The sequence below is a fragment of the Cryobacterium sp. Y82 genome (assembly GCF_002929495.1).
GTDB lineage: Bacteria > Actinomycetota > Actinomycetes > Actinomycetales > Microbacteriaceae > Cryobacterium > Cryobacterium serini.
The window spans coordinates 49,058-73,428 of record NZ_PJJJ01000029.1 but is presented as its reverse complement, the minus strand read 5'-3'; the positions used below and the strand labels follow the sequence as shown (position 1 = coordinate 73,428).

Annotated in this window: 22 protein-coding genes; 19 read left to right on the top strand and 3 right to left on the bottom strand. The window is 64.5% G+C overall.

The genetic code is table 11. From position 1 onward, the window contains the following. Nucleotides 1-30: 30 nt before the first annotated feature. The 9 genes from CXY70_RS06515 (at nt 31) to CXY70_RS06475 (ending at nt 9,873) form a co-directional block, all read left to right on the top strand. A complete protein-coding gene (locus tag CXY70_RS06515) occupies nt 31-756 on the top strand; it encodes an ABC transporter ATP-binding protein (protein WP_199183390.1) in 726 nt (241 codons plus the stop codon). Further along, nucleotides 746-1,657, top strand: a complete 912-nt coding sequence (locus CXY70_RS06510) for an ABC transporter permease (protein ID WP_104191575.1) — start codon at nt 746-748, stop codon at nt 1,655-1,657. The genes CXY70_RS06515 and CXY70_RS06510 overlap by 11 nt, the downstream gene beginning before the upstream one ends. A gap of 44 nt (nt 1,658-1,701) precedes the next feature. Then, complete coding sequence (locus CXY70_RS06505) at nt 1,702-3,102, top strand: FAD-dependent oxidoreductase (RefSeq protein WP_104191574.1); 1,401 nt, start codon at nt 1,702-1,704, stop codon at nt 3,100-3,102. Then, entirely contained in the window at nt 3,099-3,428 is a 330-nt protein-coding gene (gene fdxA, locus CXY70_RS06500; protein WP_104191573.1) for a ferredoxin, read from the top strand. Before CXY70_RS06505 ends, fdxA begins: the two co-directional genes overlap by 4 nt. 76 nt (nt 3,429-3,504) lie before the next feature. Then, on the top strand, nt 3,505-4,098 hold the full coding sequence (locus CXY70_RS06495) for a TetR/AcrR family transcriptional regulator (RefSeq protein WP_199183387.1): 594 nt from the start codon (nt 3,505-3,507) through the stop codon (nt 4,096-4,098). 114 nt (nt 4,099-4,212) lie between these two features. Further along, a complete protein-coding gene (locus tag CXY70_RS06490; RefSeq protein ID WP_233205780.1) occupies nt 4,213-6,669 on the top strand; it encodes a beta-glucosidase in 2,457 nt (818 codons plus the stop codon). Further along, nucleotides 6,666-8,003 (top strand): extracellular solute-binding protein, encoded by a 1,338-nt coding sequence (locus CXY70_RS06485; RefSeq protein ID WP_146066083.1) that lies wholly within the window; start codon nt 6,666-6,668, stop codon nt 8,001-8,003. Before CXY70_RS06490 ends, CXY70_RS06485 begins: the two co-directional genes overlap by 4 nt. Continuing rightward, nucleotides 8,000-8,947 (top strand): carbohydrate ABC transporter permease, encoded by a 948-nt coding sequence (locus tag CXY70_RS06480; RefSeq protein ID WP_104191571.1) that lies wholly within the window; start codon nt 8,000-8,002, stop codon nt 8,945-8,947. Before CXY70_RS06485 ends, CXY70_RS06480 begins: the two co-directional genes overlap by 4 nt. Then, the gene (locus CXY70_RS06475; protein WP_104191570.1) at nt 8,944-9,873 is read left to right on the top strand and encodes a carbohydrate ABC transporter permease; all 930 of its coding nucleotides are present in this window, start codon (nt 8,944-8,946) and stop codon (nt 9,871-9,873) included. Before CXY70_RS06480 ends, CXY70_RS06475 begins: the two co-directional genes overlap by 4 nt. 105 nt (nt 9,874-9,978) lie before the next feature. On the opposite strand, the gene smc is transcribed toward CXY70_RS06475, so the two are convergent. Next, nucleotides 9,979-13,587 carry a chromosome segregation protein SMC gene (smc, locus tag CXY70_RS06470; protein ID WP_104191569.1) on the bottom strand — a complete coding sequence of 1,203 codons (3,609 nt, stop codon included), beginning with the start codon at nt 13,585-13,587 and terminating at the stop codon, nt 9,979-9,981. A 253-nt stretch (nt 13,588-13,840) separates the two neighbouring features. Beyond that, nucleotides 13,841-14,671, bottom strand: coding sequence for an aldo/keto reductase (locus CXY70_RS06465; protein WP_199183386.1), 831 nt, complete (start codon nt 14,669-14,671; stop codon nt 13,841-13,843). A 216-nt stretch (nt 14,672-14,887) separates the two neighbouring features. Here CXY70_RS06465 and CXY70_RS06460 point away from each other — a divergent pair, with 216 nt between their 5' ends. Genes CXY70_RS06460 through CXY70_RS06425 form a run of 8 tightly spaced genes read left to right on the top strand, consistent with a single transcriptional unit; the run spans nt 14,888 to nt 22,837 of the window. After that, a complete protein-coding gene (locus CXY70_RS06460) occupies nt 14,888-15,760 on the top strand; it encodes a shikimate dehydrogenase (RefSeq protein ID WP_104191568.1) in 873 nt (290 codons plus the stop codon). Nucleotides 15,761-15,776: 16 nt separating this feature from the next. Further along, complete coding sequence (locus tag CXY70_RS06455; protein ID WP_104191567.1) at nt 15,777-16,310, top strand: TRAP transporter small permease; 534 nt, start codon at nt 15,777-15,779, stop codon at nt 16,308-16,310. Next, nucleotides 16,307-17,581, top strand: coding sequence for a TRAP transporter large permease (locus CXY70_RS06450; protein ID WP_104191566.1), 1,275 nt, complete (start codon nt 16,307-16,309; stop codon nt 17,579-17,581). Before CXY70_RS06455 ends, CXY70_RS06450 begins: the two co-directional genes overlap by 4 nt. Nucleotides 17,582-17,606: 25 nt before the next feature. Next, on the top strand, nt 17,607-18,644 hold the full coding sequence (locus CXY70_RS06445; RefSeq protein ID WP_199183385.1) for a DctP family TRAP transporter solute-binding subunit: 1,038 nt from the start codon (nt 17,607-17,609) through the stop codon (nt 18,642-18,644). A gap of 35 nt (nt 18,645-18,679) precedes the next feature. Then, a complete protein-coding gene (gene aroQ, locus CXY70_RS06440; RefSeq protein WP_104191565.1) occupies nt 18,680-19,153 on the top strand; it encodes a type II 3-dehydroquinate dehydratase in 474 nt (157 codons plus the stop codon). Then, nucleotides 19,150-20,208, top strand: a complete 1,059-nt coding sequence (locus tag CXY70_RS06435; RefSeq protein WP_104191564.1) for a Gfo/Idh/MocA family protein — start codon at nt 19,150-19,152, stop codon at nt 20,206-20,208. Before aroQ ends, CXY70_RS06435 begins: the two co-directional genes overlap by 4 nt. 10 nt (nt 20,209-20,218) lie before the next feature. After that, nucleotides 20,219-22,048, top strand: coding sequence for a bifunctional sugar phosphate isomerase/epimerase/4-hydroxyphenylpyruvate dioxygenase family protein (locus CXY70_RS06430; protein WP_104191563.1), 1,830 nt, complete (start codon nt 20,219-20,221; stop codon nt 22,046-22,048). 6 nt (nt 22,049-22,054) lie between these two features. Next, entirely contained in the window at nt 22,055-22,837 is a 783-nt protein-coding gene (locus tag CXY70_RS06425; RefSeq protein WP_369852052.1) for an IclR family transcriptional regulator C-terminal domain-containing protein, read from the top strand. Between the two features lie 4 nt (nt 22,838-22,841). On the opposite strand, the gene CXY70_RS06420 is transcribed toward CXY70_RS06425, so the two are convergent. Next, nucleotides 22,842-23,114 carry a tripartite tricarboxylate transporter permease gene (locus tag CXY70_RS06420; RefSeq protein WP_104191561.1) on the bottom strand — a complete coding sequence of 91 codons (273 nt, stop codon included), beginning with the start codon at nt 23,112-23,114 and terminating at the stop codon, nt 22,842-22,844. A gap of 29 nt (nt 23,115-23,143) precedes the next feature. Between CXY70_RS06420 and CXY70_RS06415 the strand changes: the two genes are divergently transcribed. Continuing rightward, entirely contained in the window at nt 23,144-23,938 is a 795-nt protein-coding gene (locus tag CXY70_RS06415) for a GntR family transcriptional regulator (RefSeq protein ID WP_369852048.1), read from the top strand. A gap of 243 nt (nt 23,939-24,181) precedes the next feature. Further along, nucleotides 24,182-24,343 (top strand): hypothetical protein, encoded by a 162-nt coding sequence (locus tag CXY70_RS17765; RefSeq protein WP_158250928.1) that lies wholly within the window; start codon nt 24,182-24,184, stop codon nt 24,341-24,343. Nucleotides 24,344-24,371: the final 28 nt, after the last annotated feature.

Below are 24,371 nucleotides of genomic sequence, written 5' to 3'. Positions count from 1 at the left end.
GCCGCTGCGACGGACTCCGGGCCGGTCGCGATCACCATTGACGGTCTCGGCAAGCGCTACGGCACCGGTCCGCTCGTGCTCGAGGACATCAACCTCTCGATCGAAGCCGGCCAGTTCGTTTGTCTGCTCGGAGCGAGCGGATGCGGCAAGTCCACACTGCTCAACATCATCGCCGGCCTGGAGAAGCCGACCGAGGGCGCCGTGACCGTGGCGAGCGGCAAGGCAGCGGTCATGTTCCAGGACGCTGCCCTGTTTCCGTGGCTGACCGCCGGCCGCAATGTGGAGCTCGCCCTGAAGCTGCGCGGTGTGCCGCGCAAGGAACGCCGGAGGGAAGCCCTCGAACTGCTCGATCTGGTCAATCTGGCCGATGCGGCCGAGAAACGCCCGCACGAGCTGTCTGGCGGTATGCGACAGCGGGTAGCCCTGGCCCGATCATTGGCGCAGGACCGCAAAGTACTGCTCATGGACGAACCGTTCGCGGCGCTTGACGCCATCACCCGCGACCTGCTGCACGAAGAGCTCGAACGGGTGTGGCGCCAGACGGGCCGTACCATTGTCTTCGTCACGCACAACGTGCGGGAAGCGGCCCGGCTCGGGCAGCGCATCCTCCTGATGTCGTCGCGCCCCGGCCGCATCGTCAACGAGTGGACCATCACCGATACCGGCTCCCGCCGAATCGAATCCCCCGAAGTAGCTCGTCTGGGCGACGAGATCACCGACCAGTTGCGAAAGGAGATTCGCCGCAATGCCGCTTGAATCACAGACTGCCACCGCGAGGGTGCACGACCCCGACCACGACGAGTTGCGCCGCCTCGAAGCTGGCCTGGACTCCCTGCAGGCCGTCCCCGAAACGGCCCGCGGAGCCTTTCGCCGCACCGTCGACGGTGTCCTGCCACCGATTCTGCTGCTCATCGCTCTCGTCGCAGCCTGGCAGATCTACATTGTGATCGCCAAACCCCGCCCCGACCTGATTCCCGGGCCGTTCGACGTATTCGGCGCCCTGGCCAGCGCGTGGTCGAGCGAGCGCCTCCAGCTCGCGGTTGCGACGAGCCTCGAGCGCGGCGGCCTCGGCTTTCTGATCGCCGTCGCCATCGGCACCCCGATCGGGCTGTTGCTCGCTGAATGCCGCCCGGTACGACGGGCCGTCGGCCCACTGCTGTCTGGTCTGCAGGTGCTGCCATCGGTCGCTTGGGTGCCAGCCGCGATCATCTGGTTCGGCCTCACCGACGCAACGGTGTACTTCGTCATCCTGATGGGCGCCGTCCCCTCGATCGCCAACGGACTCGTCTCCGGAGTCGACCAGATTCCGCCGCAGCTTCGCCGCGTCGGCACGGTACTGGGCGCCTCGCGCTTCGAAATGGCGACCCTCGTGGTGCTGCCGGCCGCGCTGCCCGGCTATTTCTCCGGCCTCAAGCAGGGCTGGGCTTTCGCGTGGCGTTCGTTGATGGCCGCGGAAATCATCACGACCGGCGGCACGATCGGGTTCGGCCTCGGTACCATGCTGAACCAGAGCCGAGAACTGGCCGATCTGGCGGGCGTGCTCGCGACCATCCTGGTGATTCTGTTCGTCGGGATTCTGGTCGAGCTCGTCATCTTCGCTCCGATCGAGCGTCGCCTGCTGCGCCGCCGCGGACTGATGGCCGCTGGCCTGCGCTGACCGGCGCATCCATTTTTTTGTCCGTTGCTGTTGAAAGGTTTTTCATGATTCCCGTTTCTTCTGCCCTGCGCGTTGCCATTATCGGCGCCGGCCCGGCCGGCATCTACGCCGGCAATATTCTGGGCCGGCTCGTGCAGGAGGCTGGTCACCAGGTAGCCATCGACCTGTTCGATTCGCTGCCAGCACCATACGGACTCATTCGCTACGGCGTCGCCCCCGACCATCCGCGAATCAAGGGCATCGTCAAGTCCTTGCAGGAGATGCTCGACGCAGGTACGATTCGCTTCATCGGCAACGTCACGTACGGCACCGACCTGACCCTCGCCGACCTGCGCGAGCAGTACCACGCGGTTATCTTCGCGACCGGCGCCATTCTCGACGCCCCGCTCGTCATTGACGGCATCGACCTGCCCGGCTCATTCGGCGCCGCCGACTTCGTGTCCTGGTATGACGGGCACCCCGACGTCCCCCTGGAATGGCCGCTCGACGCAACCGACGTGGCCGTGATCGGCAACGGCAACGTCGCCCTCGACGTGGCCCGCATTCTCGCCAAGCACGCCGACGACCTGCTCACCACCGACATTCCCGCCTCGGTCTATGCCGGCCTCGCCGGTTCTCCGGTCACCGACGTACACATATTCGGTCGTCGCGGGCCCTCCCAGGTGAAATTCACCCCGATCGAACTGCGCGAACTCGCCGACATTCCCGACGTCGACCTCGTGGTCTATGCCGAGGACTTCACCCCCGATTCGTACAGTGAACAGCTCGTCGCCAGCAATAACCAGGTCAAGATCATGACCCGCACACTGAACGGATGGCTCACCAAGGCTCCGAGCGGCGCCTCGCGTCGTTTGCACCTACACTTTTTGCACGCCCCGGTCGAGGTGTACGGAGACGGACGGGTGGAAGGCATCCGTTTTGAACGCACCGAACACACCGGAGACGGCGGAGTGCGATCGACCGGTCAGATTATCGACTACCCGGTGCAGGCCATCTATCGAGCGGTCGGCTACCGCGGCAGCGCCCTCACGGAGGTGCCGTTCGACGCCGTGCGCGGTGTCATTCCAAACGATGGCGGGCGGGTGCTCGATGCGGCCGGCGAGCCGATCGCCGGATTGTACGCCACCGGATGGATCAAGCGCGGCCCGATCGGGCTGATTGGCCACACCAAGGGAGACGCGCTGGAAACCGTGACGCGGCTCGTGGCCGACCTGCCGGTGCTGGTCGCCGGGGGCACTGTCGTGGGCAAGGTGGATGCAATTCTGGCCCTGTTGGACGAACGCGGGGTGGAGTTCACTACCTGGGCCGGCTGGCAGGCCCTCGATGCCCACGAACTGATGCTCGGCAGCCTCGACGAGGTCACTCCGGGTCGCGAACGGGTGAAGGTCATCTCCCGCGCGGAACAGGTTGGGATCTCGCGCACGGAAGCGTTGTTGACCCTGTGACGTATGTGATCGCTCTGCCGTGCGTCGATGTGAAAGATCGTGCTTGCATCGATGAATGCCCGGTGGACTGCATTTATGAGGGCGAACGCTCGCTCTATATCCATCCTGACGAGTGCGTCGACTGCGGGGCCTGCGAACCGGTCTGCCCGGTCGAGGCCATCTACTACGAAGATGACCTGCCCGAACAGTGGGCCGACTACTACAAAGCCAACGTTGAATTCTTCGATGACATCGGCTCCCCGGGAGGCGCCGCCAAGATTGGCGTGCTCGCCAAGGACCACCCCGTCATCTCCGCACTGCCCCCGCAGGTCACCGAGCCAGCCTGACTCGCACCGGCGGCGGCGGGGCGCCGCCGGTGCGCGGCCATATTCTGGTGAAGCGGCCCAGCGCTAAGCTGACACAGTGTTGCCTTCAAATTCTTCGCCGGTGCGGCGCACCAACCGCCGCGATCACATCCTCAGCGCAGCCGAGGAATTGTTCCGTGATCAGGGCTATCTGCAGGTGCCGCTCGCCGCGATCGCGGCACGTGCCGGCGTGACCCAGGCCGGTGTGCTGCACCATTTCCAGTCGAAAGACAACCTCTTCATCGAGGTGCTGAGCCAGCGTGATACTGCCCTACCGGCTCACGGGCTGGCCCTCATGCAGCACCTCGTCGACACGGTCGTGACCAACCAGTCTCGCCCAGGGATCGTGCAGGGTTTCACCGTGCTCGCGGCGGAAAGTGTCATCCCCGGGCACCCTGGATCGGACTACTTCCGCCAGCGTTACGCCACCCTGCGAGAGCAGGTGAGCGCCGAAATCGTGGCAATGACCGCCTCGGGTCTCGTCGAGCCCGCGGTCACACCCGACATCGCCGCTGCCTGCATCATCGCCCTGCTCGACGGACTGCAGGTGCAGTGGCTGCACGCCCCCGGGTCGATCAGCATGGCAACGGATGCCGCCGACGGCATCGAGGCGCTTCTGCGCTTGGCGCCCGGCTCGCTTACTCGGCCCTGACTCGGTTCTTAGCCGGTTCTGCGCGAACTTGCGCTCCGTCCAACGCGTAACTTACTATATGGTCAGTCAGCTATGACGATGACGCGTACGGACAGGACAATGATGACTAGCACCGTGAGTTCTCCCCAGGAAACAACTTCGATTGTCGAGAAGGACCTCCGCGACCGGCTGCTGCGCCTCGATCTGCAGACCAAGGTGTCAATGGTTACCGGGGCTACGTCATGGCTCCTCACCGCTGTACCGCAGATCGGACTGCGCGCCGTCGCCCTCTCGGACGGGCCAGCCGGAGTGCGCGGTGTCTCCGACATCGACCCGACACCGTCGGCCAGCTTTCCGAGCCCCACCGCCCTCGCAGCGACGTGGGACCTCGCTGCGGCCAGCGAGATCGGCGACGCTTTCGCAGCCGAAGCGCACGGTCAGGGCGTCGACGTCGTGCTCGCTCCCGTCATCAACCTGCAACGCACGCCCTTTGGTGGGCGCCATTTCGAAAACTTCTCTGAAGACCCGCTGCTGGTCGGCGCCATCGGGGCGGCCGTCGTCAGGGCCATCCAGTCGCACGGTATTGCGGCTACACCGAAACACTTTATCGGCAACGAAACCGAAACCGAGCGCACGACCTACCTGGCGCACATTGACGAGCGCACCCTGCGGGAGGTCTATCTGGCCCCCTTCAATGACGCGGTCGACGCCGGGGCCTGGGCGATGATGTCGGCCTATAACGGAGTAGATGACGGCGTCGAAGCGGCACCGATGAGCGAACACGGTCACCTCGTCAACGATGTACTCAAGGGTGAGTTCGGCTTTGACGGAGTGATGATGAGCGACTGGATGGCCGCCCGCCGCACGGTCGAAACGGCGCTGGGCGGCCTCGACCTTGCCATGCCGGGCCCGCTCGGGCCGTGGGGCGCCGCCCTGCTCTCCGCCATCCGCACGGGCACCGTGGCCGAATCGGTGCTTGATGACAAGGTGCTGCGCATCCTGCGCCTGGCCCATCGTGTCGGGGCGCTCGACGGCGCGGTCACCCGACCGGCTCCATCCGTCGACGTGCCGGCAGTGTTGCGGCGCCTCGCGGCCCGGTCGACCGTCGTACTACGCCGCTCGGACGATATTTTCCCGCTCGTCGCACCGCGCCGGGTCGCCTTGATCGGCCCGAATGCGGTCGAAGCCTTCACCCAGGGCGGCGGCAGTGCACACGTCAACCCGGCCTACGTCGTGAGCCCCGAGCAGGGTCTGCGGGCCGCGTTCGGCTCGGATGTCACCCTGACCGTCGACAGTGGATGTTCCTCCCGGCTTACCCAGCCCGTCGTCGACGCCGCGCGCACGGAGGAATGGACCCTCGAGCACTTTGACGCTCACAACGGCCTGATCGCCACGACCACGCAACCCGCCGGTGGCCAGCTCCGCATCACACCGGCCAGCGCTGCGGTGACCCGAGTCGTGATTCGCGGGATCGTGCAGTTGCCGGAGGCCGGCATCCACGATCTCGGCGTCTTCGCCCTCGGGCGTCACACCAGCACCCTCGATGGGGCAACCCTGCACATGGAGACCGAGACGGCGACCGGCGAAGATGTGCTGACCAGCTCAAACAACAACCCGCCCGGAGCCACGACGAACCTTGACGTGACGATCCCGCGCGCCGTCGCCGTGTGCATCGACCTTGAAATACCCAACCTCGATGATTTCGGGCGTTGGTCGGTCGTCGTGATCCGACACGGAGCTCCCGGACCGAGCGACGCCGAACGGCTGCAGCAGGCCGTGGCCAATGCGCAACGCTCGGACGTCGCGATCGTCGTCGTGGGAACCAACGACGAGGTCGAAAGCGAGGGCTTCGACCGCGTCAGTCTCGCCCTGACCGGCGGCCAGGACGATCTTGTGCGCGCCGTCGCTGCGACCGGCACCCCGACCATCGTCGTCGTCAATGCGGGAGCGCCCGTCTTGCTGCCCTGGGTTGACGACGTCGCTACCGTGCTCTGGACCTTCTTTCCCGGCCAGGAATGTGGCCATGCCCTGGCCGACGTACTGACCGGGCTCGTCGAACCGGCTGGCCGGTTGCCATGGACGCTCCCGGCGCGCGAGATCGATATCCCCGAGCGGGCCAGCAAGCCGACGGATGGTCACCTGTACTACTCCGAGGGCGTGATCGTTGGCCACCGCGCCTGGGATACCCTCAAGCGGGAACCTGCCCGCCCCTTCGGCTTCGGGCTCGGCTGGACCGACTGGCAGGTGACCGATGTGCAGGTGTCCGACGACGCTGGGACATCCGTTGACCGCACCGTTATGGTCACGGTGCGCAACAGTGGCGCGCGGGCCGGAACGGCCGTGGCCCAGGTCTATCTGGAGCCACCGCTAGGCGCTCTCGTTCGCCCGGTACGCAGCCTGGCCGGGTTTGCGACCGCGCACGCTGAACCCGGCGAGACGGTGAAGATTGCCGTGCCGATTCGCGATCGCGCATTTCAGGTTTGGGACGTTTCGCGCCACGAGTGGATGACGCCTTCCGGCCGATACCGACTGCACGCCGGCACGCACAGCCGCGACCTTCCGGTTTCCGTGGCTGTCGAGATTGCCCCGTGATGCCGCCGATCGACCGGCGCACGCTACTGCGCTTCGCGGCAGCCGCCTCCGGCATGATCGCGGTCGGCGGAACGATGGCTGCCTGCACGAGCCCGGCTGCCACGCTGCCCGGCGGGGTCGTGCACCTGGACTACTGGTCCTGGTGGGGCGGGTTCTCGAACGTCGTCGACATCTGGAATGCCCACAATCCCGGTGTGCAGGTCACCGCAACCACTATCCCCGGCGGCACATCCGGCGGCTACCAGAAGGTATTCTCCGCGCTTAACGCGGGGGCGGCACCCGATCTCGCGCAGCTCGAGAACTACCAGATTCCGGCATTCCTCATCGAAGACGGGCTCGTCGATCTGTCGCCGCATGGCGGCACGGCCATCGTCGATAAGCTCGTTCCTTGGCAAGCGGATGCCGTGCAATTTGCCGGCGGCATCTACGGTGTGCCCGTAGATGGCGGCCCCCTGGTCAGCTACTATCGCCGCGACCGGTACGAAGAACTCGGCCTCACAGTGCCCACAACCTGGGCCGAATACGCCGAAACCGCCCGGGCGGTGCGAGCCGCCGACCCCAAGTCGTACATCGAAGCATTCCCACTTAACGACCCCGAAATCCTGCTGTCGCTCATGTCGCAGGCGGGCGGCAAGTGGGTATCCGTCGAGGACGACACCTGGGTCGTCGACATCGCCAGCGAGGCATCCACTGAGGTCGCGCGCTTCTGGGGAGGCCTCGTCGGCGAGGGTCTGCTGGACACCCGGCGGCCGCCGTGGGCGACGAGCTGGTTTTCCGGGCTGCAAGACGGAACCGTGCTCGGCTGGACGGCGGCCTCTTGGGCCGGCCCGATCATCCAGGGCAACGATCCAGACAAAGCGGATGCCTGGGCCGTCGCGCCCATGCCGCAGTGGCCAGCCTTGAATAGCGCGTCGGCACGCACCGCGACGCAGGGCGGGTCATCGTCGGTCGTACTGCGTGGTTCACAGCACCCCGTCGAGTCCCTCGCCTTCGCCACCTGGCTCGCCACCGATCCGGAGGCAATCGACGCCATGACCAAGTTCTGCGGAATCGGCTGGTCGAGCGCACAGGGACACTACGACACCCAGCTCACCGAACGGTCCGCCTACTTCTCGAACGAGCACGTCGTAGCCGAGTATGCCGCGTCGAGCGCCCTGGTACCCAACGATTGGACTTGGTGGCCCACCGTGCTCACGAGCCGCAACCATTTCGCGGATACCCTCGCCGCTGCCCCGAAAACCGGCGACGGTTTCGTCGCTGCACTGCGCGAAGTGCAACTGCGCACGGTCGCCGACCTGAGAAACAAGGGTCTCAACGTGCGGAGTGCGACATGACCATCAAGTCCGACACCCCGCCCGTCCAGGAACTAAGCCCACGCCGGATAACACACAACAAGGCGGAGAAACGCGCACCGTGGCTGCTCCTGACACCATTCCTGGTGATCTTCCTGATCACCTTCATCGGCCCCATCGTCTACGCCATCGTGCAAAGCTTCACGCGGGTTCAGCGCCTCGGTTTGTTTGGCGAGAACGGCCGAACGGTGCAATTTGCCGGCCTGGACAACTACGTGCAGGCCCTTGGCAATAGCGCTTTCATCGCGTCGATTTGGCGGATGCTGCTCTTTGGTGTCGTGCAGGTGCCCCTGATGATTGCGCTGGCCGTGGTGCTGGCCGTGATCCTCGAATCGGCCTCGGTACGCTGGCCGGGCTTGTTTCGCACCATGTTCTTTCTGCCCTACGGCGTACCCGGCGTGATCGCGTCGATTCTGTGGAGTTTCCTCTACGTGCCCGGCCTCTCCCCCATTGTGGATCTGCTCACCGCGCTCGGATTCGCACCCGACTTCCTGGGCGAGACGACCGTGCTCTGGTCAATCGCCAACATCGTGACCTGGTCATACACCGGATATAACATGCTCATCATCATCGCCCAACTGAAGGCAATCCCGACCGAGATCTACGAGGCCTCCCGAATCGACGGAGCGGGGGCATTCCGCACCTTCTTCAACATTCAGCTCCCCCTGATTCGCCCCGCGATCACGCTCACCGTCGTGTTCTCCATCATTGGAACTCTGCAACTCTTCGCTGAACCGCAGGTGCTGCGCAAGGTGTCCAGTTCCATCGACACGCAGTACACGCCCAACATGGCGTCGTACACGTCGGCGTTCACCAATAACGACTTCAACGTGGCGGCAGCCCAGGCGGTCTTGATCGCGCTCACCGCGGCCGTGCTGTCGTTCACGTTCCTGCGCCTGACCAACGGAAAGGAGTCGGATCGATGACGACTACCGATGAACAGCAGACGACACTCGTCACGGTAGCGCCGACAGCCGCTGCCCCGCCGCGGGATTCGAGCAAGCGCCAGCCGACCCCCGCTGCGCGAGCCAAAAAAATCCTGATCACCGCGATTCTGCTGGTCGCGGCGGTATATTTTCTACTTCCGATCTACTGGGTGATCATCGCGTCGACCAAGTCCACCCCCGACCTGTTCGGCAGCAACGGCTTTCTCTTCGCCAACCCGCAGCTGTGGACCAACATCGCAGACACCCTTGCCTACAACAACGGTATTTTCGTGCGCTGGCTCGGCAACAGCCTGCTGTACTCCGGCGTTGGTGCGGTAGGCGCGACACTATTTGCGGCCATGGGCGGATACGCCGTGGCAAAGTACAAATTCAAGGGCAAAGAACTGGTCTTCGGAACCGTTCTCGCGGGGGTGCTGATCCCAGCGACTGCGACGGCGATCCCCCTCTACTTACTGTTTAGCTGGGCCGGACTCGGCAATACCTACTGGTCGGTGCTGGTGCCGACGCTGGTGTCGCCGTTCGGGTTCTACTTGTCGCGTATCTATGCCGAAACGGCTGTTCCGGATTCGCTGCTAGAAGCGGCACGGCTCGACGGTGCCGGGGAGATCAAGATCTTCTTCACCATCGGCCTGCGCCTGATGACACCGGCCCTCGTCACGGTGTTCCTGTTTCAGGTGGTTGGCGTCTGGAACAACTATCTCCTGCCGCTCGTGATGCTCGCGGATGAGCGGCTGTACCCGCTCACACTCGGCATGACCACATGGCAGGCGGGCCAGGATCGCGATGCCGGGTTGTTCGCTCTCACGGTAACGGGGTCGCTGTTGTCGATCATCCCGCTCATGATCGCCATGGTGATCATGCAGCGATTCTGGCGTGGCGGCCTCACCGAGGGCGCCACCAAATAGCCGCCGCGGCGTTCGACGACTGCGGAGTACCGTGGCACAGTGGGTCACGGCGCTCTTGTTTTCTGCCGGCTTACAGCATTCTTGAACATGACGCCGATCAAAATGTCAGCCCGTCTGCTGGACCCTGACTTCGACCCGGCCTGCCGACTGCTCACCGGCTTGATCACGCAAGCGGTCCCCCAGGCGCTGGCCGATAACCGCAGACACCCCGTCTTGCCGCATGCTGACACCGTAGAGGGCATCCGCTATTTCCATGGTGCGTTTTTGATGCGTGATCACAATGAGCTGGCTGGTTTCGCGCAGGTCTTCGAAGATGGTCAGTAGTCGGCCGAGGTTGGCATCATCAAGGGCAGCTTCAACCTCGTCCATGATGTAGAACGGGCTCGGGCGGGCCTTGAAAATGGCGATCAGGAGCGCCACGGCGGCGAGCGAGCGTTCGCCGCCGGAGAGCAACGACAGCCGTTCGATCTTTTTACCGGCCGGCTTCACCGACACCTCGATGCCGGTCGTGAGCAAGTCATCGGGGTGGGTGAGCCAGATGCTGCCGCTGCCGCCAGGAAACAGCACCGGAAATACCTCGGCGAAGGCCGCCTGGGTGTCATCGAATGCAGACGAGAAGATGGTCTGCATCTTTTCGTCGATGTTGGCGATGATGGTGAGCAGGTCGCTGCGCGTCTCCGTGAGGTCGGTGAGTTGCTCCGTGAGAAACCGGTGCCGTTGCTCGAGTGCCGCGAATTCTTCGAGCGCGAGCGGGTTCACCCGGCCGAGCTGACCGAGCTTGCGTTCAGCCGCCGCGAACCGTTTCTGCTGTTCGGCCCGATCGAAGCGGATACCGTCGCCTTTGTCGCCCATAACACTGTCCAGGGCGCTTGAGACGATACCTGTGCCGTCGGGTGGAATGACCTGATCGGGCCCATATTCGGTAACGAGCACGTCTTCTGTCAGCCCTAGTTCGCTTGCGGCGCGTTCGAGCAGGGCCGAGAGGTGCAGTTTCTTCTCGTAGATCTCGAGTTCGAGGCCGTGTACGTTCTCAGTGATCGAGGCGAGCCGCTCGCGCAGGGCGTTCTCGTCACGACGCAGCTGCTGTAGTTCGGTGTTCTGGCTGGCCCGTTCGGTTTCGGCGCTCGCCAGCTGAAGCCTCGCGTCGGCGACGGAGCGATCCGCCGCGGCGAGCACGGCCGGCAGTGCCGTGGCGACCCGGGAAGCGGCATCCACTTGGCGACGACGAACGACGGCGCGACGGGCTGCGGCGGTGGCGGCCGTGCGGTCGGCCTCGAGCTGATGGGTGAGGCTCGTGACGTGCACTTCGCCAGCGCGCACCCGCTCGCGGGCGGTTTCCACCTGCAGCCGAGTCTCGACCTCGGTCTCGCGGGCGGCCTCGAGTTCGGTGTAGAGCGCGTCGCGCAGGGTCGCGTCAAGCATGGGGCGTGGCCGTGACCGGGCGGTGGCGAGGGTGGCTGCGGCCCGTGCGTCGACGGCTTCCGCTTCGGTGACGGCGCTGCTTGCGAGCTGCAGCGCGGCGGAGACTCGGTCGACGTCGGCGGTAGCCGCGTCTGCCTGCACCGAGAGTCGCCCACGCCGTTCGGTCAGGGTGCCGAGCCGCGTTTCACAGGCGCGCAAGGCCGCCCGCGCACGGACGGACTGCTCTTTGTGCGCCTGCAACAGTGTGCGCTGCTCGGTGAAGTCAAACCGCACACGTTCGATCTGCGCGGTCACGGCCGCCAGTTTCTCGGCGGCGGTATCGCGTTCGGCGACGAGTTCGAGCCTGCTCTGCCTGGCGCCGGACCCTCCGCGGACGACCCACGGGCTCAGCACCTCTCCGGCGAGGGTAATAACGGTGAGGCCGTTCGGCAGCTGTATGGTGCTGGCCACGGCAAGATCGTCGGCCACGACGGTCTGGGCGAGCAGACCACGTACTCCGGCCGGGCCGTCGATGACCGAGTTCGCCCAGCGGATGCCCGGCTGCGCGCCCAGTTCATCAACTGGCGCTGCAGGGTTATCGGCATCAGCATCAGCATCAGCCACGATCAGTTCAACCCTTCCATAATCGTCGCGTTCGGCCTGCGTGATCGCGGCTAGTGCGGCTTCGCGGTTGTCGGCAAGCACGGCGTCAGCGAGGGAACCGAGTGCGGCAGCGATCGCCGTCTCGAACCCCGGCTGCACCCGCACATGGTCGGCCACGAGGCCGCGAATGCCGGCTAGCTGCGCCGCGAGCACCGCCGACGAGCCGTCCTTCTGATCGAGCGCGAGGGAAAACGCGCCCTGTCGGGCTGCCTGGGCGTCGCGTTCCCGCTCGAGCCGGTGCAGGTCATCACGAAGGTGCTCCACCTCGGCCTCAACGCGCTGCACCGCGGTCTGGGCGAGTTCGAATGCCTCGGAGAGCTCGCCCGAGTCGGGTTCGCCAGCGGGCACGTCGGCTGGCAGTTCGTTGAGCTGTTCCTGCGCTTTTCGACTGCGGTCCACGGCGTCACCCCGAGCATTCTGCTGCCGCAACTGCTCACCGTGCACGGCAGTAAGCCGCGACGTCGCTGTCTCGGATTGCCCGGTCAGGTGCGATATTTCGAGGTCGTGCCGAGAGACGAGTGCTGCCTGAGCCGCAATGTCTTCGTCGACCGCGTCAAGCCGCGATCGGGCCGCCGCACTCTGCTCCCGGCCGATGTCTGAGGCGATTTGGGCCGTCCCGAGGCCTGCACGCAACTGCTCAACCTCGGCGGCGGCCTCGGCCAGCACGGTCGGGGTGACACTCGACACGAGTCCGGTCGACTCCGCCTGCGAACCCAGCAGGGCAAGTCGCTGATTGGCGAGGGTGAACAGTCCACGCAGGCGTTCTTGCACCGACTCCAGTTCGTGGCTGGTGCGGCGAGCCAGGTCGACGGCATCGCCGACCTGGGTGAGCTCAAGCCGCTGCACTCGCCCCTGCTTCTGCGAGAGCTGTTCCTGGAGCACGACCCGCTCGGTGTGCCGTTCACTCTCGGTGCGGTCACAGGCGTCGAGGGCGGTACGCAGCGCCACGACGTCGTCGGCGAGGAGGCGGGCGCGCGCGTCGCGGACGACGGCAGCGATGGTCTGCGCTTCCCGGGCGATTTCGGCCTGGTGTCCGAGCGGCTTGAGTTGGCGCCGAATCTCCCCGGCAAGGTCGCTCAGCCGCGTGAGGTTGGTCTGCATCGCATCAAGTTTGCGCAGAGTCTTCTCTTTGCGGCGCCGGTGTTTGAGAATGCCGGCGGCCTCTTCGATGAAGCCTCGACGTTCCTCGGGGCTCGCGCGCAGCACAGCGTCGAGCTGTCCCTGCCCAACGATGACGTGCATCTCCCGGCCAAGGCCGGAGTCGCTGAGCAGTTCCTGCACGTCGAGCAGCCGGCACGTGCGCCCGTTGATGGCGTACTCGCTCGCGCCATTGCGAAACAGGGTGCGCGAAATGGTGACTTCGGAGTACTCGATCGGCAGGGCGCCGTCGGTGTTGTCAATGGTGAGAATAACCTCGGCCCGGCCGAGCGGACCACGGGTGGACGTGCCGGCGAAGATGACGTCTTCCATTTTGCCGCCGCGCAGGGTTTTCACGCCCTGCTCGCCCATTACCCAGGCCAGGGCGTCGACGACGTTGGACTTGCCCGAGCCGTTCGGGCCCACAACGCAGGTGACGCCGGGCTCAAAAGCGAACGTCGTCGGCTGCGCGAACGATTTGAAGCCCTTGAGGGTGAGGCTCTTCAAATACAACAGAAACCCTTTCGGTTGTCGGCCACCAGTACTCGTCTCCACGCTAATTCAACGGTACCGTGACCCACCGACACTGGCCGGGACATCCGCTGATCGCGAAGTGTGGCGTGCACACTTCGGTCGCTCGGACTACTCTGGCGCAGCATGAGCGACTTCTCGATCGACGAACTCGTCATTCCCGGTTCGGTTCCGAGCGACAACCCCGAGGTGCGATTTCCGCTCGCCCGCGGTTATCGCCTCGAGCAGGCGTGACCTAGTGCCCGAAGGCAACGGCGTCATAGCGCAGGGAGGCCCCGACGTCGAGGGCGGATAGTGCCACGAGCTCGGCCGAAGACAGGTCGAAGTCGAAGATGCTGATGTTCTCGAGCTGGCGCCGGGGATTGCCCGACTTGGGCGTGGGCACGATCCCATTCTGGGTGTGCCAGCGCAGCACGACCTGCGACGCCCTGCGTGCGTGCGCCAGAGCAATCGCCGTGATCACCGGTTCGGCGAGCAGCCCGCCGTCACGACCGAGCGGACTCCACGCCTCGGTGAGGATGCCCCGCGAACGGTGCAACGAACGCAGGTCAGCCCGGTTGTGCGTTGGGTCAAGCTGGGTCTGGTTGACCTGTGGCGTGAGCCCCTCATCAAAGAGCTCCTGCAGATGCTCGGGCAAGAAGTTCGACACACCAATCGCCCGCACCTGCCCCGACTCCTGCAGCGCGCGAAGGCCTCGAAACGCATCCAGATAGCCGTTCTGCTCCGGGTTCGGCCAGTGAATTAAGTAGAGGTCGATGACCTCCAGGCCGAGCCGCCCAGTGCTCGCCTCAAACGCCCGGTGCACGCCGTCATAGCTGTGCCACTTCTTGTTGAACTTCGAGGTCACGAAGATTTCTTCGCGCGGCAATCCGGTACGACGGAGGCCCTCCCCCACTCCGACCTCGTTCTCGTAGTTCTCAGCGGTGTCGAACAACCGGTAGCCGGCGTCGGCGGCCGAAGTGACGGCATCCGCTGTGTCTGAATTGTTCATGGGCCAGGTGCCGAGGCCGATTGCGGGAATCTGCACGCCGTTGTTGAGGGTCAGGGTGGGAGCTGGAGACATCATCGGTCCTATCTGCGCGGCCGCGTCGGCCCCACAGTTCGTAGCGTAGGCCCGGCTTGCGCACCCGATCCGCCATAAGTCTGTACGCATTGCGCACACTTGTGCGTAATAAGCACAATGGGCTAGGGTCGACAGCAGCGCGGCATCCCCGCCCACCAGCAAGCCCACCACCCCGGGTACGCCAAACACATCTGTCAACGTCGATGGGAGGAAATTTCTGTGAGCTCCACCGCAGAATCATTTATGGTCGGGCTGATCGGCTCCGGCGTCACGCCCACGCTCTCCGCGGGAATGCACGAAACTGAAGCCGATCACCAGGGCCTGCGCTACATCTACCGTCCGATCGATCTCGACGTCATCGATCGCCCGGCAGAAGCTGTGGGCGAGCTGCTGCGCAATGCCCGCGAACTCGGCTTCAACGCCTTCAACATCACGCATCCGTGCAAGCAGCTCGTGCTCGAACACCTCGACGAGATCAGTGACGATGCCCGCCAACTCGGAGCGGTCAACACCGTACTCATTCGCGACGGCCGCTTCTTCGGCTTCAACACCGACTTTTCGGGGTTCAGTTCCGGCCTGGCCGAAGGGCTGCCCGACGCAACCCTCGACTCGGTCGTGCAGCTCGGCGCCGGCGGTGCCGGTTCCGCCGTGGCGTACGCACTGCTGCACCGCGGCGTCAGTACCCTGCGCATCAGCGACGTCGACCACGAACGAGCCGGTGAGCGCGTTAGAGCCCTGCGCGCCCTGTTCCCCGATCGCACCATCGAGGCCATCACTGCCAACGACCTGCCCTCAGCCCTTAACAACGCCGACGGCCTCGTGAACGCGACTCCGATCGGCATGCACATGCACCCCGGCCTGCCGCTCGACGCGAACCTGCTCGACGCCCGACTCTGGGTCGCCGACGTCATCTACCGCCCGATCGACACCGCCCTCATCATCGCCGCCCGGGCGGTCGGCTGCCGCGTTCTTGACGGCGGTCACATGGCGGTCGGCCAAGCCGTCGACGCCTTCGAACTCATCACCGGCCAGACAGCGGATGCCCCACGCATGCGCGCGCACTTTCTCACGATGATCGCCGCCGGTTTCTAACTTTAGAAGGAACGACATGTCTGAAGACACCCCTCAAGAAGCCGTGCGGCAACCCCGCGTGCTGCGGTGGATCTCCGCCGTCGAACACTCCATCGGCGCCATACTCATCTCCGTCATTGCGCTGCTCGTCTTTGCGCAGGCCCTTCAGCGCTACCTGCCAGTGAGCGGATGGGTGTGGTCGGGTGAACTCGCCCGCTACTCCATGGTCGCCGTGACTTTCATCATGTGCGGCTACCTCATGGGCCAGGGCCAACACATCACCATCGAGGTGATCGACCGCTTCGTTTACCGGCGCGCCCGCCGCTGGGTCAAGCGCTTCGCGAATGTGGTCGTCCTGCTGATCTGCCTCGCCTTCATCCGTGAAGGCTGGGCTCTCGTCACTGAAACCAGCGGCCAGGTATCGGCCGCCATGCAAATGCCGATGACCTACCTCTATGCCTTTCCCCTGGTCGGATTCGCGCTGGCCGGGCTGCGCGCTGCCTGGGCCATCATCGTGCCCGAATCCGAAGCCGACAGCACCGAAGCCGACCTCGAAGGAGAACTCGCATGAGCCTGTGGATTCTAATTGCCCTCATCGCCATACTGCTGGCGCTGCGGGTACCCGTGGGGTTCGCCTTTCTCGGCCCGTCACTCGCCTACATGATCATCGAGGGAAACTCCACCGGCCTCGCCCTGCGCGTCGCCGCCGACGGCGTCTCAAGCTTTCCGCTACTCGCCGTGCCCCTGTTCATTCTGCTCGGCAGTATCGCCAACCGGGCCGGCATCGCCGACCGCATCTTCGACTTCGCCCTCGCCGTACTCGGCCGAATCAAGGGCAACCTCGCCTACGTCAACATCGGCACGAGCGTCGGATTCGCCTGGATGAGCGGATCGGCCCTCGCCGACGCCGCCGCCCTCGGAAAACTCCAGGTGCCCGGTATGGTGCGCAGCGGCTACAGCTTTCGATTCGCGGCCGGCCTCACCAGTGCCTCCTCGCTGATTGCACCGGTGATGCCGCCGAGCATTCCGGCCGTCATCTACGCCTCTGTTGCCACCGTCTCAACCGGAGCACTCTTCGCGGGTTCGGTACTGCCCGCCATGCTGATCGCCCTCGGGCTGGTCGTCACGGTCTTCATCTTGGTGCGCAAAAACCCCAACCTCACCACCATCCGGTTCAGCTGGTCGGTTCTCGGCCGGGCCAGCGTGCGCGTGATAGGCCCGATCGGCGCCCCCATCATCATTCTGGGCGGTATTCTCGGTGGGTTCTTCACCCCCACCGAAGCCGCCGCGGTCGGTGTAGCGTACATGATCGTGCTCGGGCTGGTCTATCGCACGCTCAACCTTAAAGCCATCATCGACGCGCTCAAGGAGACCGCCGCCGTCACCGGCGCCATCGCCCTGATTCTCGCCGCGGCCGCCCTGCTCGGCTGGATCCTCGCCCGCGAACGTGCCCCGCAGGCCGTCGCCGATGGCCTCACCTCGCTCACCGACAATCCCATCGTGTTTCTGCTGCTCGTGAATTTGATTCTGATCATTCTCGGCATGGCCATCGACGCCACCGCCGTGCTGCTCATCACCGTTCCGGTGCTGCTGCCGGTGGCCGTGCAATACGGCATCGACCCGATTCACTTCGGCGTGGTCATGATCGTCAACCTCATGATCGGCCTGCTGACGCCCCCGGTCGGCAGCGTGCTCTACGTGATGAGTTCGGTCACCAACCGACCCGTCGACGAGGTCTTTCGCGGCGTGCTCCCCTTTCTCGTTCCGCTGCTCGCCGTGCTTGGCCTGCTTACTTTTTTTCCCCAGATCGTCACGATCGTTCCCACCCTGCTCGGGCTCTAACCAGCATCTACCATCGGAGAAACGCATGCGTAAGACATCCACTCGCAAAACGACCACCCGTCGCCTGCTCACCGGCATCGTCGCCGGCCCACTCGCCATCGGCCTGCTCGCGGCCTGCAGCGGCACCGACGCTGGCGCTGGCGCCTCGGGCGACAAGGTCACCCTCTCGTTCGCAAACAGCTACGGTCTTGACCACCCGCACAACCTGTGCGGCGCCGATATCGTCGCCGAATCGGTAGCGGATGCCGGCATCACCATTGAATTGTTCCCCTCCAGCCAGCTCGGTGCTGACGCAGCCCGATTCACCTCGGTGCTCAGCGGCGACATCGACATCGACCTGCAGGGATCATCAGGCATCGCCGCCACCTACCCCGCCATCGGCGTGATGGACATGGCCTACGTCTTCAACGACGTCGATCACCTGTTCAACTGGTTCGACAGCCCGGCGGCTGACGCGGTGAAGACCGGCTTCACCGAAGCCACCGGCGCCCACCTGCTCGACGTCTGGTACTTCGGCAACCGCACCTTCTCGGCCAACGTGCCCATCCGCACTCCCGACGACCTCGAAGGCCTGCGCATGCGCTTTCCCGACAGCCCCGTGCACCTAGCCAACGCCGCCGCGATGGGCGCCGACCCGGTAGCCGTGGCCTTCGAAGAGATCTACCTCGCGCTGCAGCAGGGCATCGTCGACGGCCAGGAGAACCCGATCGCGAGCATCGACCAGATGAGCTTCAACGAGGTGCAGGAATACGTGAGCCTGAGCGAGCACTCCGTGGGATCCCAGCTTGTCGTGATGAGCGGCAACGCCTGGGACAGCCTGAGCGCCGACCAGCAGACCGCGCTCGAAACTGCCGTGGCTGATGCCCGCGCGACCGACCTCACCTGCGCCCTCGACTTGGAAGAAGCCATCGTGGCCGAGTGGAAGGAAGCCGGCACCCCCGAGGTCATCGAGGACGTTGACCGCGACGCCTTCATCGAGAAGGCCGAGGCCTACTTCACCGCCAACCTCGAAGGCGAGCAGCTCGAAATCTACACGAGCATCCGCGACGCTGCCGGCGAGTAGCCGCATCCGCTTAAACGTCGACAAGGAAGTGACTCATGACTCTCCCCCGCATTCTGGTTCTGAACGGGCCGAACCTCAACATGCTCGGCACCCGCGAGCCGGCCCACTACGGCTATGCGACCCTCGCCGACGCCAACGTGCTCGTGGAAGCCACCGCCGCGCGCCTGGGCTATGCGGTCGACACCCTGCAGTCCAACCATGAGGGGGTGCTGATCGACCGGCTGCACGCGGCCCGCGGCTACAATGTGGGCCTGGTCATCAACCCGGGCGGGCTCACCCACACCTCGGTCGCGCTGCGCGATGCCATCACCGCATCGGAGCTGCCCACGGTCGAGGTGCACGTGAGCAACGTGCACGCCCGCGACGAGTTTCGTAATCACTCCTATATATCCGGCGTTGCGGTTGCTGTCATAGCCGGCGCCGGAATCGTCGGGTACGGGTTCGGTATCGAAATTCTGGCGCAGCGGCGAGCGGATGCCGCGGCATCCGCTGACAGGGCACTGCCATGAAGCTGCGCGTCGGCATTGTGGGCTGCGGAAAGATTGCCATCAACCACGTCACCGCCCTGAACGATCTGCCCGAGGTAGAGGTCGTCGGGGCGTGCGATTGCGACGCGGAGCGTGCCGCCGAGTTCGCCCGCAAATTTGGTGTGCCGCACAGCTACACCGATCTCGACGAGCTCCTCGGCAGCGGTCTCGACGCCGTCACGGTCTGCACTCCGCACCCAGCACACGAATCCGTCGTGCTCGCTGCCGCTCGGCAGGGCCTGCACGTGCTGTGCGAGAAGCCGATCGCCGTGACGCTCGACGAGGCCGACCGCATGATCGCCGCGACCGACGCGGCCGGAGTGAAGTTTGGGGTGCTGTTTCAGCGCCGATTCTGGCCCGCCGCCCAGCGCATCACGCAGGCGCTGGCCGACGGCCGGCTCGGCCAGCCGATCGTCGGCAGTGTTATCGTTCGGCTCGGCCGCGACGCCGACTACTACGCCGAACCGTGGCGGGGCCGTTGGGACACCGAGGCGGGCGGGGCTTTGATGACGCAGGCCATTCACCACGTGGACCTGCTCTCTTCCTATATGGGGCCGGCGGTGGCGGTGCACGGCCGCATCGCCACGCTCAAGCTCGGCGAGTTCATCGAGGTGGAAGACACCGCGGTGGCAACGATCGAATTCGCGTCGGGCGCACTGGCCAGCCTGCAGGTGAGCACCACGTTCGCTCCGGGTCTCGGTGCCCAGATTCTGGTGAGCGACCGCGCCGGTCACACCGCGAGTGTGGCCGAATTTCCCGAGGGAACTGCTGGTCAGAACGATATCTGGACGCTTTCCGGTGAGGATAAGTATCGGCAGGTGTACTCGCCTGAGATCAACTCCGACCCCGAGCTGGCCGAAATTCACACCAATCTGGTGCCGTTTCACCGCCTGCAGATCGAGGACTTTGTACGCGCGGTGCTGGATGACCGCGAACCGCTCGTCACCGGGCGGGAAGCCCGCAAGTCCCTCGAAATCATTCTGGCTATCTACGAATCGTCGCGCACCGGTGACACCGTTCGGCTCGCTGCCTCTTAGGAGAACAAACATGAAGACATCCATTGCCACGGTATGCCTGAGCGGCACCCTCGAAGACAAGCTGCGCGCCTGTGCGTTCGCCGGTTTCGACGGGGTCGAGATCTTCGAGCCCGATCTGGTGGTCTCGCCGTCGAGCCCGGAGGACATCCGCTCGCTGGCCGCAGATTTGGGACTCACGCTCGACCTATATCAGCCGTTTCGCGACTTTGACGGGGTGAGCGAACCGTTGCTCGCGGCCAACCTGCGCCGGGCCGCGTCGAAGTTCACGATCATGAACCGGCTCGGCATCGACACCATGCTGCTGTGCAGCAACGTGGGCACCGCCACCATCGACAACGACGAGGTCTCCGCTTCGCAGCTGCAGCTTCTCGGCGCCGTCGCCGCCGACCACGGCGTGAGGGTGGCCTACGAGGCACTGGCCTGGGGCAAATACGTCAACGATTTCGAGCGCGCGCAACGCATCGTGGACCTCGCCGACCACGCAGCCATCGGCACCTGCCTCGACAGCTTTCACATTCTGTCGCGCGCCTGGAGCCCGGCCGCAATCGAGACGATCGCCGCCGAGAAGATCTTCTTCGTGCAGCTGGCGGATGCTCCGCTGCTGAGCTTGGACGTGCTCAGCTGGAGCAGACACCACCGAGTGTTCCCGGGCGAGGGCGACTTCGACCTGCCAGCATTTCTCGCGCACGTCGTGCGTTCGGGGTATCGCGGGCCGGTATCACTCGAAGTGTTCAACGACGTGTTTCGGCAGGGCGACGAGCGTCGCACCGCCGTCGACGCGATGCGCTCGCTGATCTGGCTGGAGGAACGCACCTCCCTGCTGCTCGCCGAGCAGGGCGTCGAGAGCTATCCCATGCAGCTCACCACCATTCCGCGCGTCGACGACCCGACCGGGTTCGACTTCGCCGAGGTGAAAGCCGAGAACACCCGCGCCGTCGAGAACCTCGCGTTTCAGCTCGGGTTTAGCTTCGACGGCCATCACCGCACCAAGCCGGTGCAGCTGTGGAGCCAGGGCGAGGCCCGCATCATCATCAGCGAGCAGCAGGCCCGGCACCTGCAGCCCGGCATCGCTGCGCTCGGTTTCACCGTGACGGATGCCGTCGCCGCCGCCGCGCGCGCGCTCGCTCTCAAGGCGACCGCCGTGCCGCGCCCCAATCAGGCCGGCGAAGAAGTACTCCAGGGCTTCTACGCGCCCGACGGCACCGAGGTCTTTCTCGTGGACGGCTCGGCCGCGTGGACGCAGGAATTCACAGTGGCCCGGGAAAAGCCAACCGCACCGACGGTTCAGACCATCACCCACATCGACCACGTGAACCTCGCCCAGGCCTGGCAGCATTTTGACGAAGCGGTCTTGTTCTATGAGAGCACTCTGTCGCTCGCCGCGCAGGCGTCGATGGACGTTCCCGGACCGAGCGGGCTTGTGCGCAGCCAGGTGGTGCGCACCGAGGATGGCCGGGTGAGGCTGGCGCTGAACATTGCACCACTGGCCGAAGAACAGGCCGCGGCCTACCCGCAGCACATCGCCTTTGCCTGCACCGACCTGGTGGCCGTGGCGCGCCAGGCGCGGCAGCGCGGCCTAAACTCCATGCCGGTTCCGCCGAACTACTACGAAGACATCGATGCCCGGTTCGAACTCGATCCCGAGTTTCTCGCCACCCTGCAGGAACTCGATCTGTTGTTTGATCGCGACGACCGCGGACACTTTCTGCACTTCTACACCGAAACGGTCGGCAGCCTGTTCTTCGAGGTCGTGCAGCGACTCGGCGACTACGACGGTTACGGAGCGCCGAATGCCCCGGTGCGGTTGGCAGCGCAGCATCTGCGCGGCACCCGGCACTGAGAGGCCATGATGACCGATCATCCCGACTATTTTGTAAAGTCGGTCGAAAAGGCGTTCGCCGTGCTGCTGGCCTTTTCGACCGAGCAGCCCCGGCTGACGATGACGCAGGTGGCGACCAAAGTTGACGTGAGTCGGGCATCCGCTCGCCGCTTCCTGCTGACGCTGACCGACTTGGGCTATCTGCGGGCCGACGGCGGGCAGTTTGAACTGACCCCGCGCTGCCTTGATCTGGGCGCATCCTTTTTGTCGGCGCTGAGCCTTCCGCAGATCGCCGAGCCGCACCTGAAGTCACTCTCGACGCAGCTGAGCGAGACGACATCGCTGTGCATTCTCGACGGGACGGACATTGTGTATGTGGCGCGGGTGTCGTCGCCGAGGCTGCTGGCCGTGTCGATCAATGTGGGTACGCGGTTTCCGGCGTGGATCACGTCGATGGGACGCGTGCTCATCGCCGGGCTGGCACCGATGGAGCAGGAGGCGTACTTCGACTCGATAACGCTGCAGCACTTCACCGAGCGATCGATCGCGACGATGGACGAGCTGCGCGCGGAGATCGCCCGAGTGGCGCAGAACGGGTGGGCTATTGTGTCGGAAGAGCTCGAAGCCGGCCTACGCGGGGTCGCGGTGCCGGTCTGGAGCGCTGGCCGGGTGGTGGCCGCGGTCAACGTGTCGCTACAGACCTACCGGGCCTCGCCGCACATGGTGGAGACGACGGTCGTTCCGCTGCTGCAGCAGGCTGCGAGACTGATCGGCGACGACTTCGGCGGCACGGTGCCGGACCGCACCTAGTTTTCTAACGTTGGGCCTGTCGCTCACGGCGGCACTGGCTCAGGTCCAGCTTGACGCAGAGGCTCACCGGGATAACTGCCGGCTTGCCCTGGCGCATCTTGGCGGCAAGATAGATGACCTCGCCCAAAGCGAAAAGGGCAACGATGATGATGACCGTATCGATTCCGTGGAGAAGTCGCGGAATTCCAAAGTCGAAACGCGAGGCTCTGCTCTGCGACTCCAGACCGATCGGACCGAGCGTGAGTCCGATCCCAACGGGAGCCCCGTCGAATTCCAAATTGGGGTGACATCGTCATCGATCTCCACTTGTTTGCTTCCACGTCGCATGCCGCATTATTGACGGTCATTCGCTTGATAGTGGGCTGTGATCGAAAACCAGATAAATTTGTCGACTTGTATACAAGTATTTTTACAAGAGAATATTTTCCGGAAGATCACATGAGCGAACCAGGGGTGCGCCCGTCAGGCAGCCCTTACGTCTATACCGAGCTAAAGCGTCAAATCCTCAATCTGGAGTTAGCTCCGGGCGAACGCCTCTACGAACCCACGCTCAGCAATAAATTCGAAGTGAGTCGAACCCCGCTCCGAGAAGCCATTAAGCGGCTAATCAGTGAAAGTTTGCTGGAACAGCAACCGACCGGCGGAGTTGTCGTACCGATGATGGATGCGAAGACCATCGCCGAACTGTATGACGTGAGAGCTGCCCTGGAAGGGCTCACGGCTCAGGAGGCCGCTTCCAAGGTCACGGAAGTCGACATCCAAAAGATGCGCGGAATCGTTGCACGAAATGCGGCGATGGTGAATTTCGAAGACGAAGCGATCATTTTGGGAAGCAGCCTGCATCACGCCATCATGGACATTGCCGACAATTCTTGGGCCTTTAAGCTGCATAACCAGATCGCCAGTCACATGGAACGTTACCGACGTTTCACCAACCAGACCCAAGAACGCCGCGAGGCTGCCTTGGCAGACCACCGGGCCATCTGTGAAATGGTGGCCTCCGGAAATATTCAACAGTCACGGGACTTGGCGTTCGCCCACGTGATCATGGCACGCGACGCCGCGTTAAAGGTAATCTCCGGCCGAACCCTTCAGGGGTGACAAGCGGGATCGGCCGACGTTCTACGATCGGTGTTCTCGTTCACTCGCTGACTGTTCACATCTTCACCTATTTAGTCCGGCTGGGCGAGAAACGATTGATGACCTTGGGCTCGCTCACCATCATGTTCTCGGCCACCTGTTTTCTGCTCTTCTCCACGTCCATCTGGGGCATCCTCCTGGCCGATGCACTCGCGGGCGCCGGACATCTGCTGCGTTCTTGCCTTGCCGCTTTCCTTTACAGTGATGCTCGCTGTGGCAGCGCTGGGCGTGGCGGTGGCCGGGCTGGGTGTTGGTGCCGTGCTCGCCGAAACGGGAGTGGCAGTGGGTGCCACAATTGTGCTCGTCGGCGGGGCACGATTCGACGCGCCTCCCCCTACCGGTGAGCAAATCGATCCCACGGAATAGGTCGTGGCGCTACGCGACGCCTCCCGTA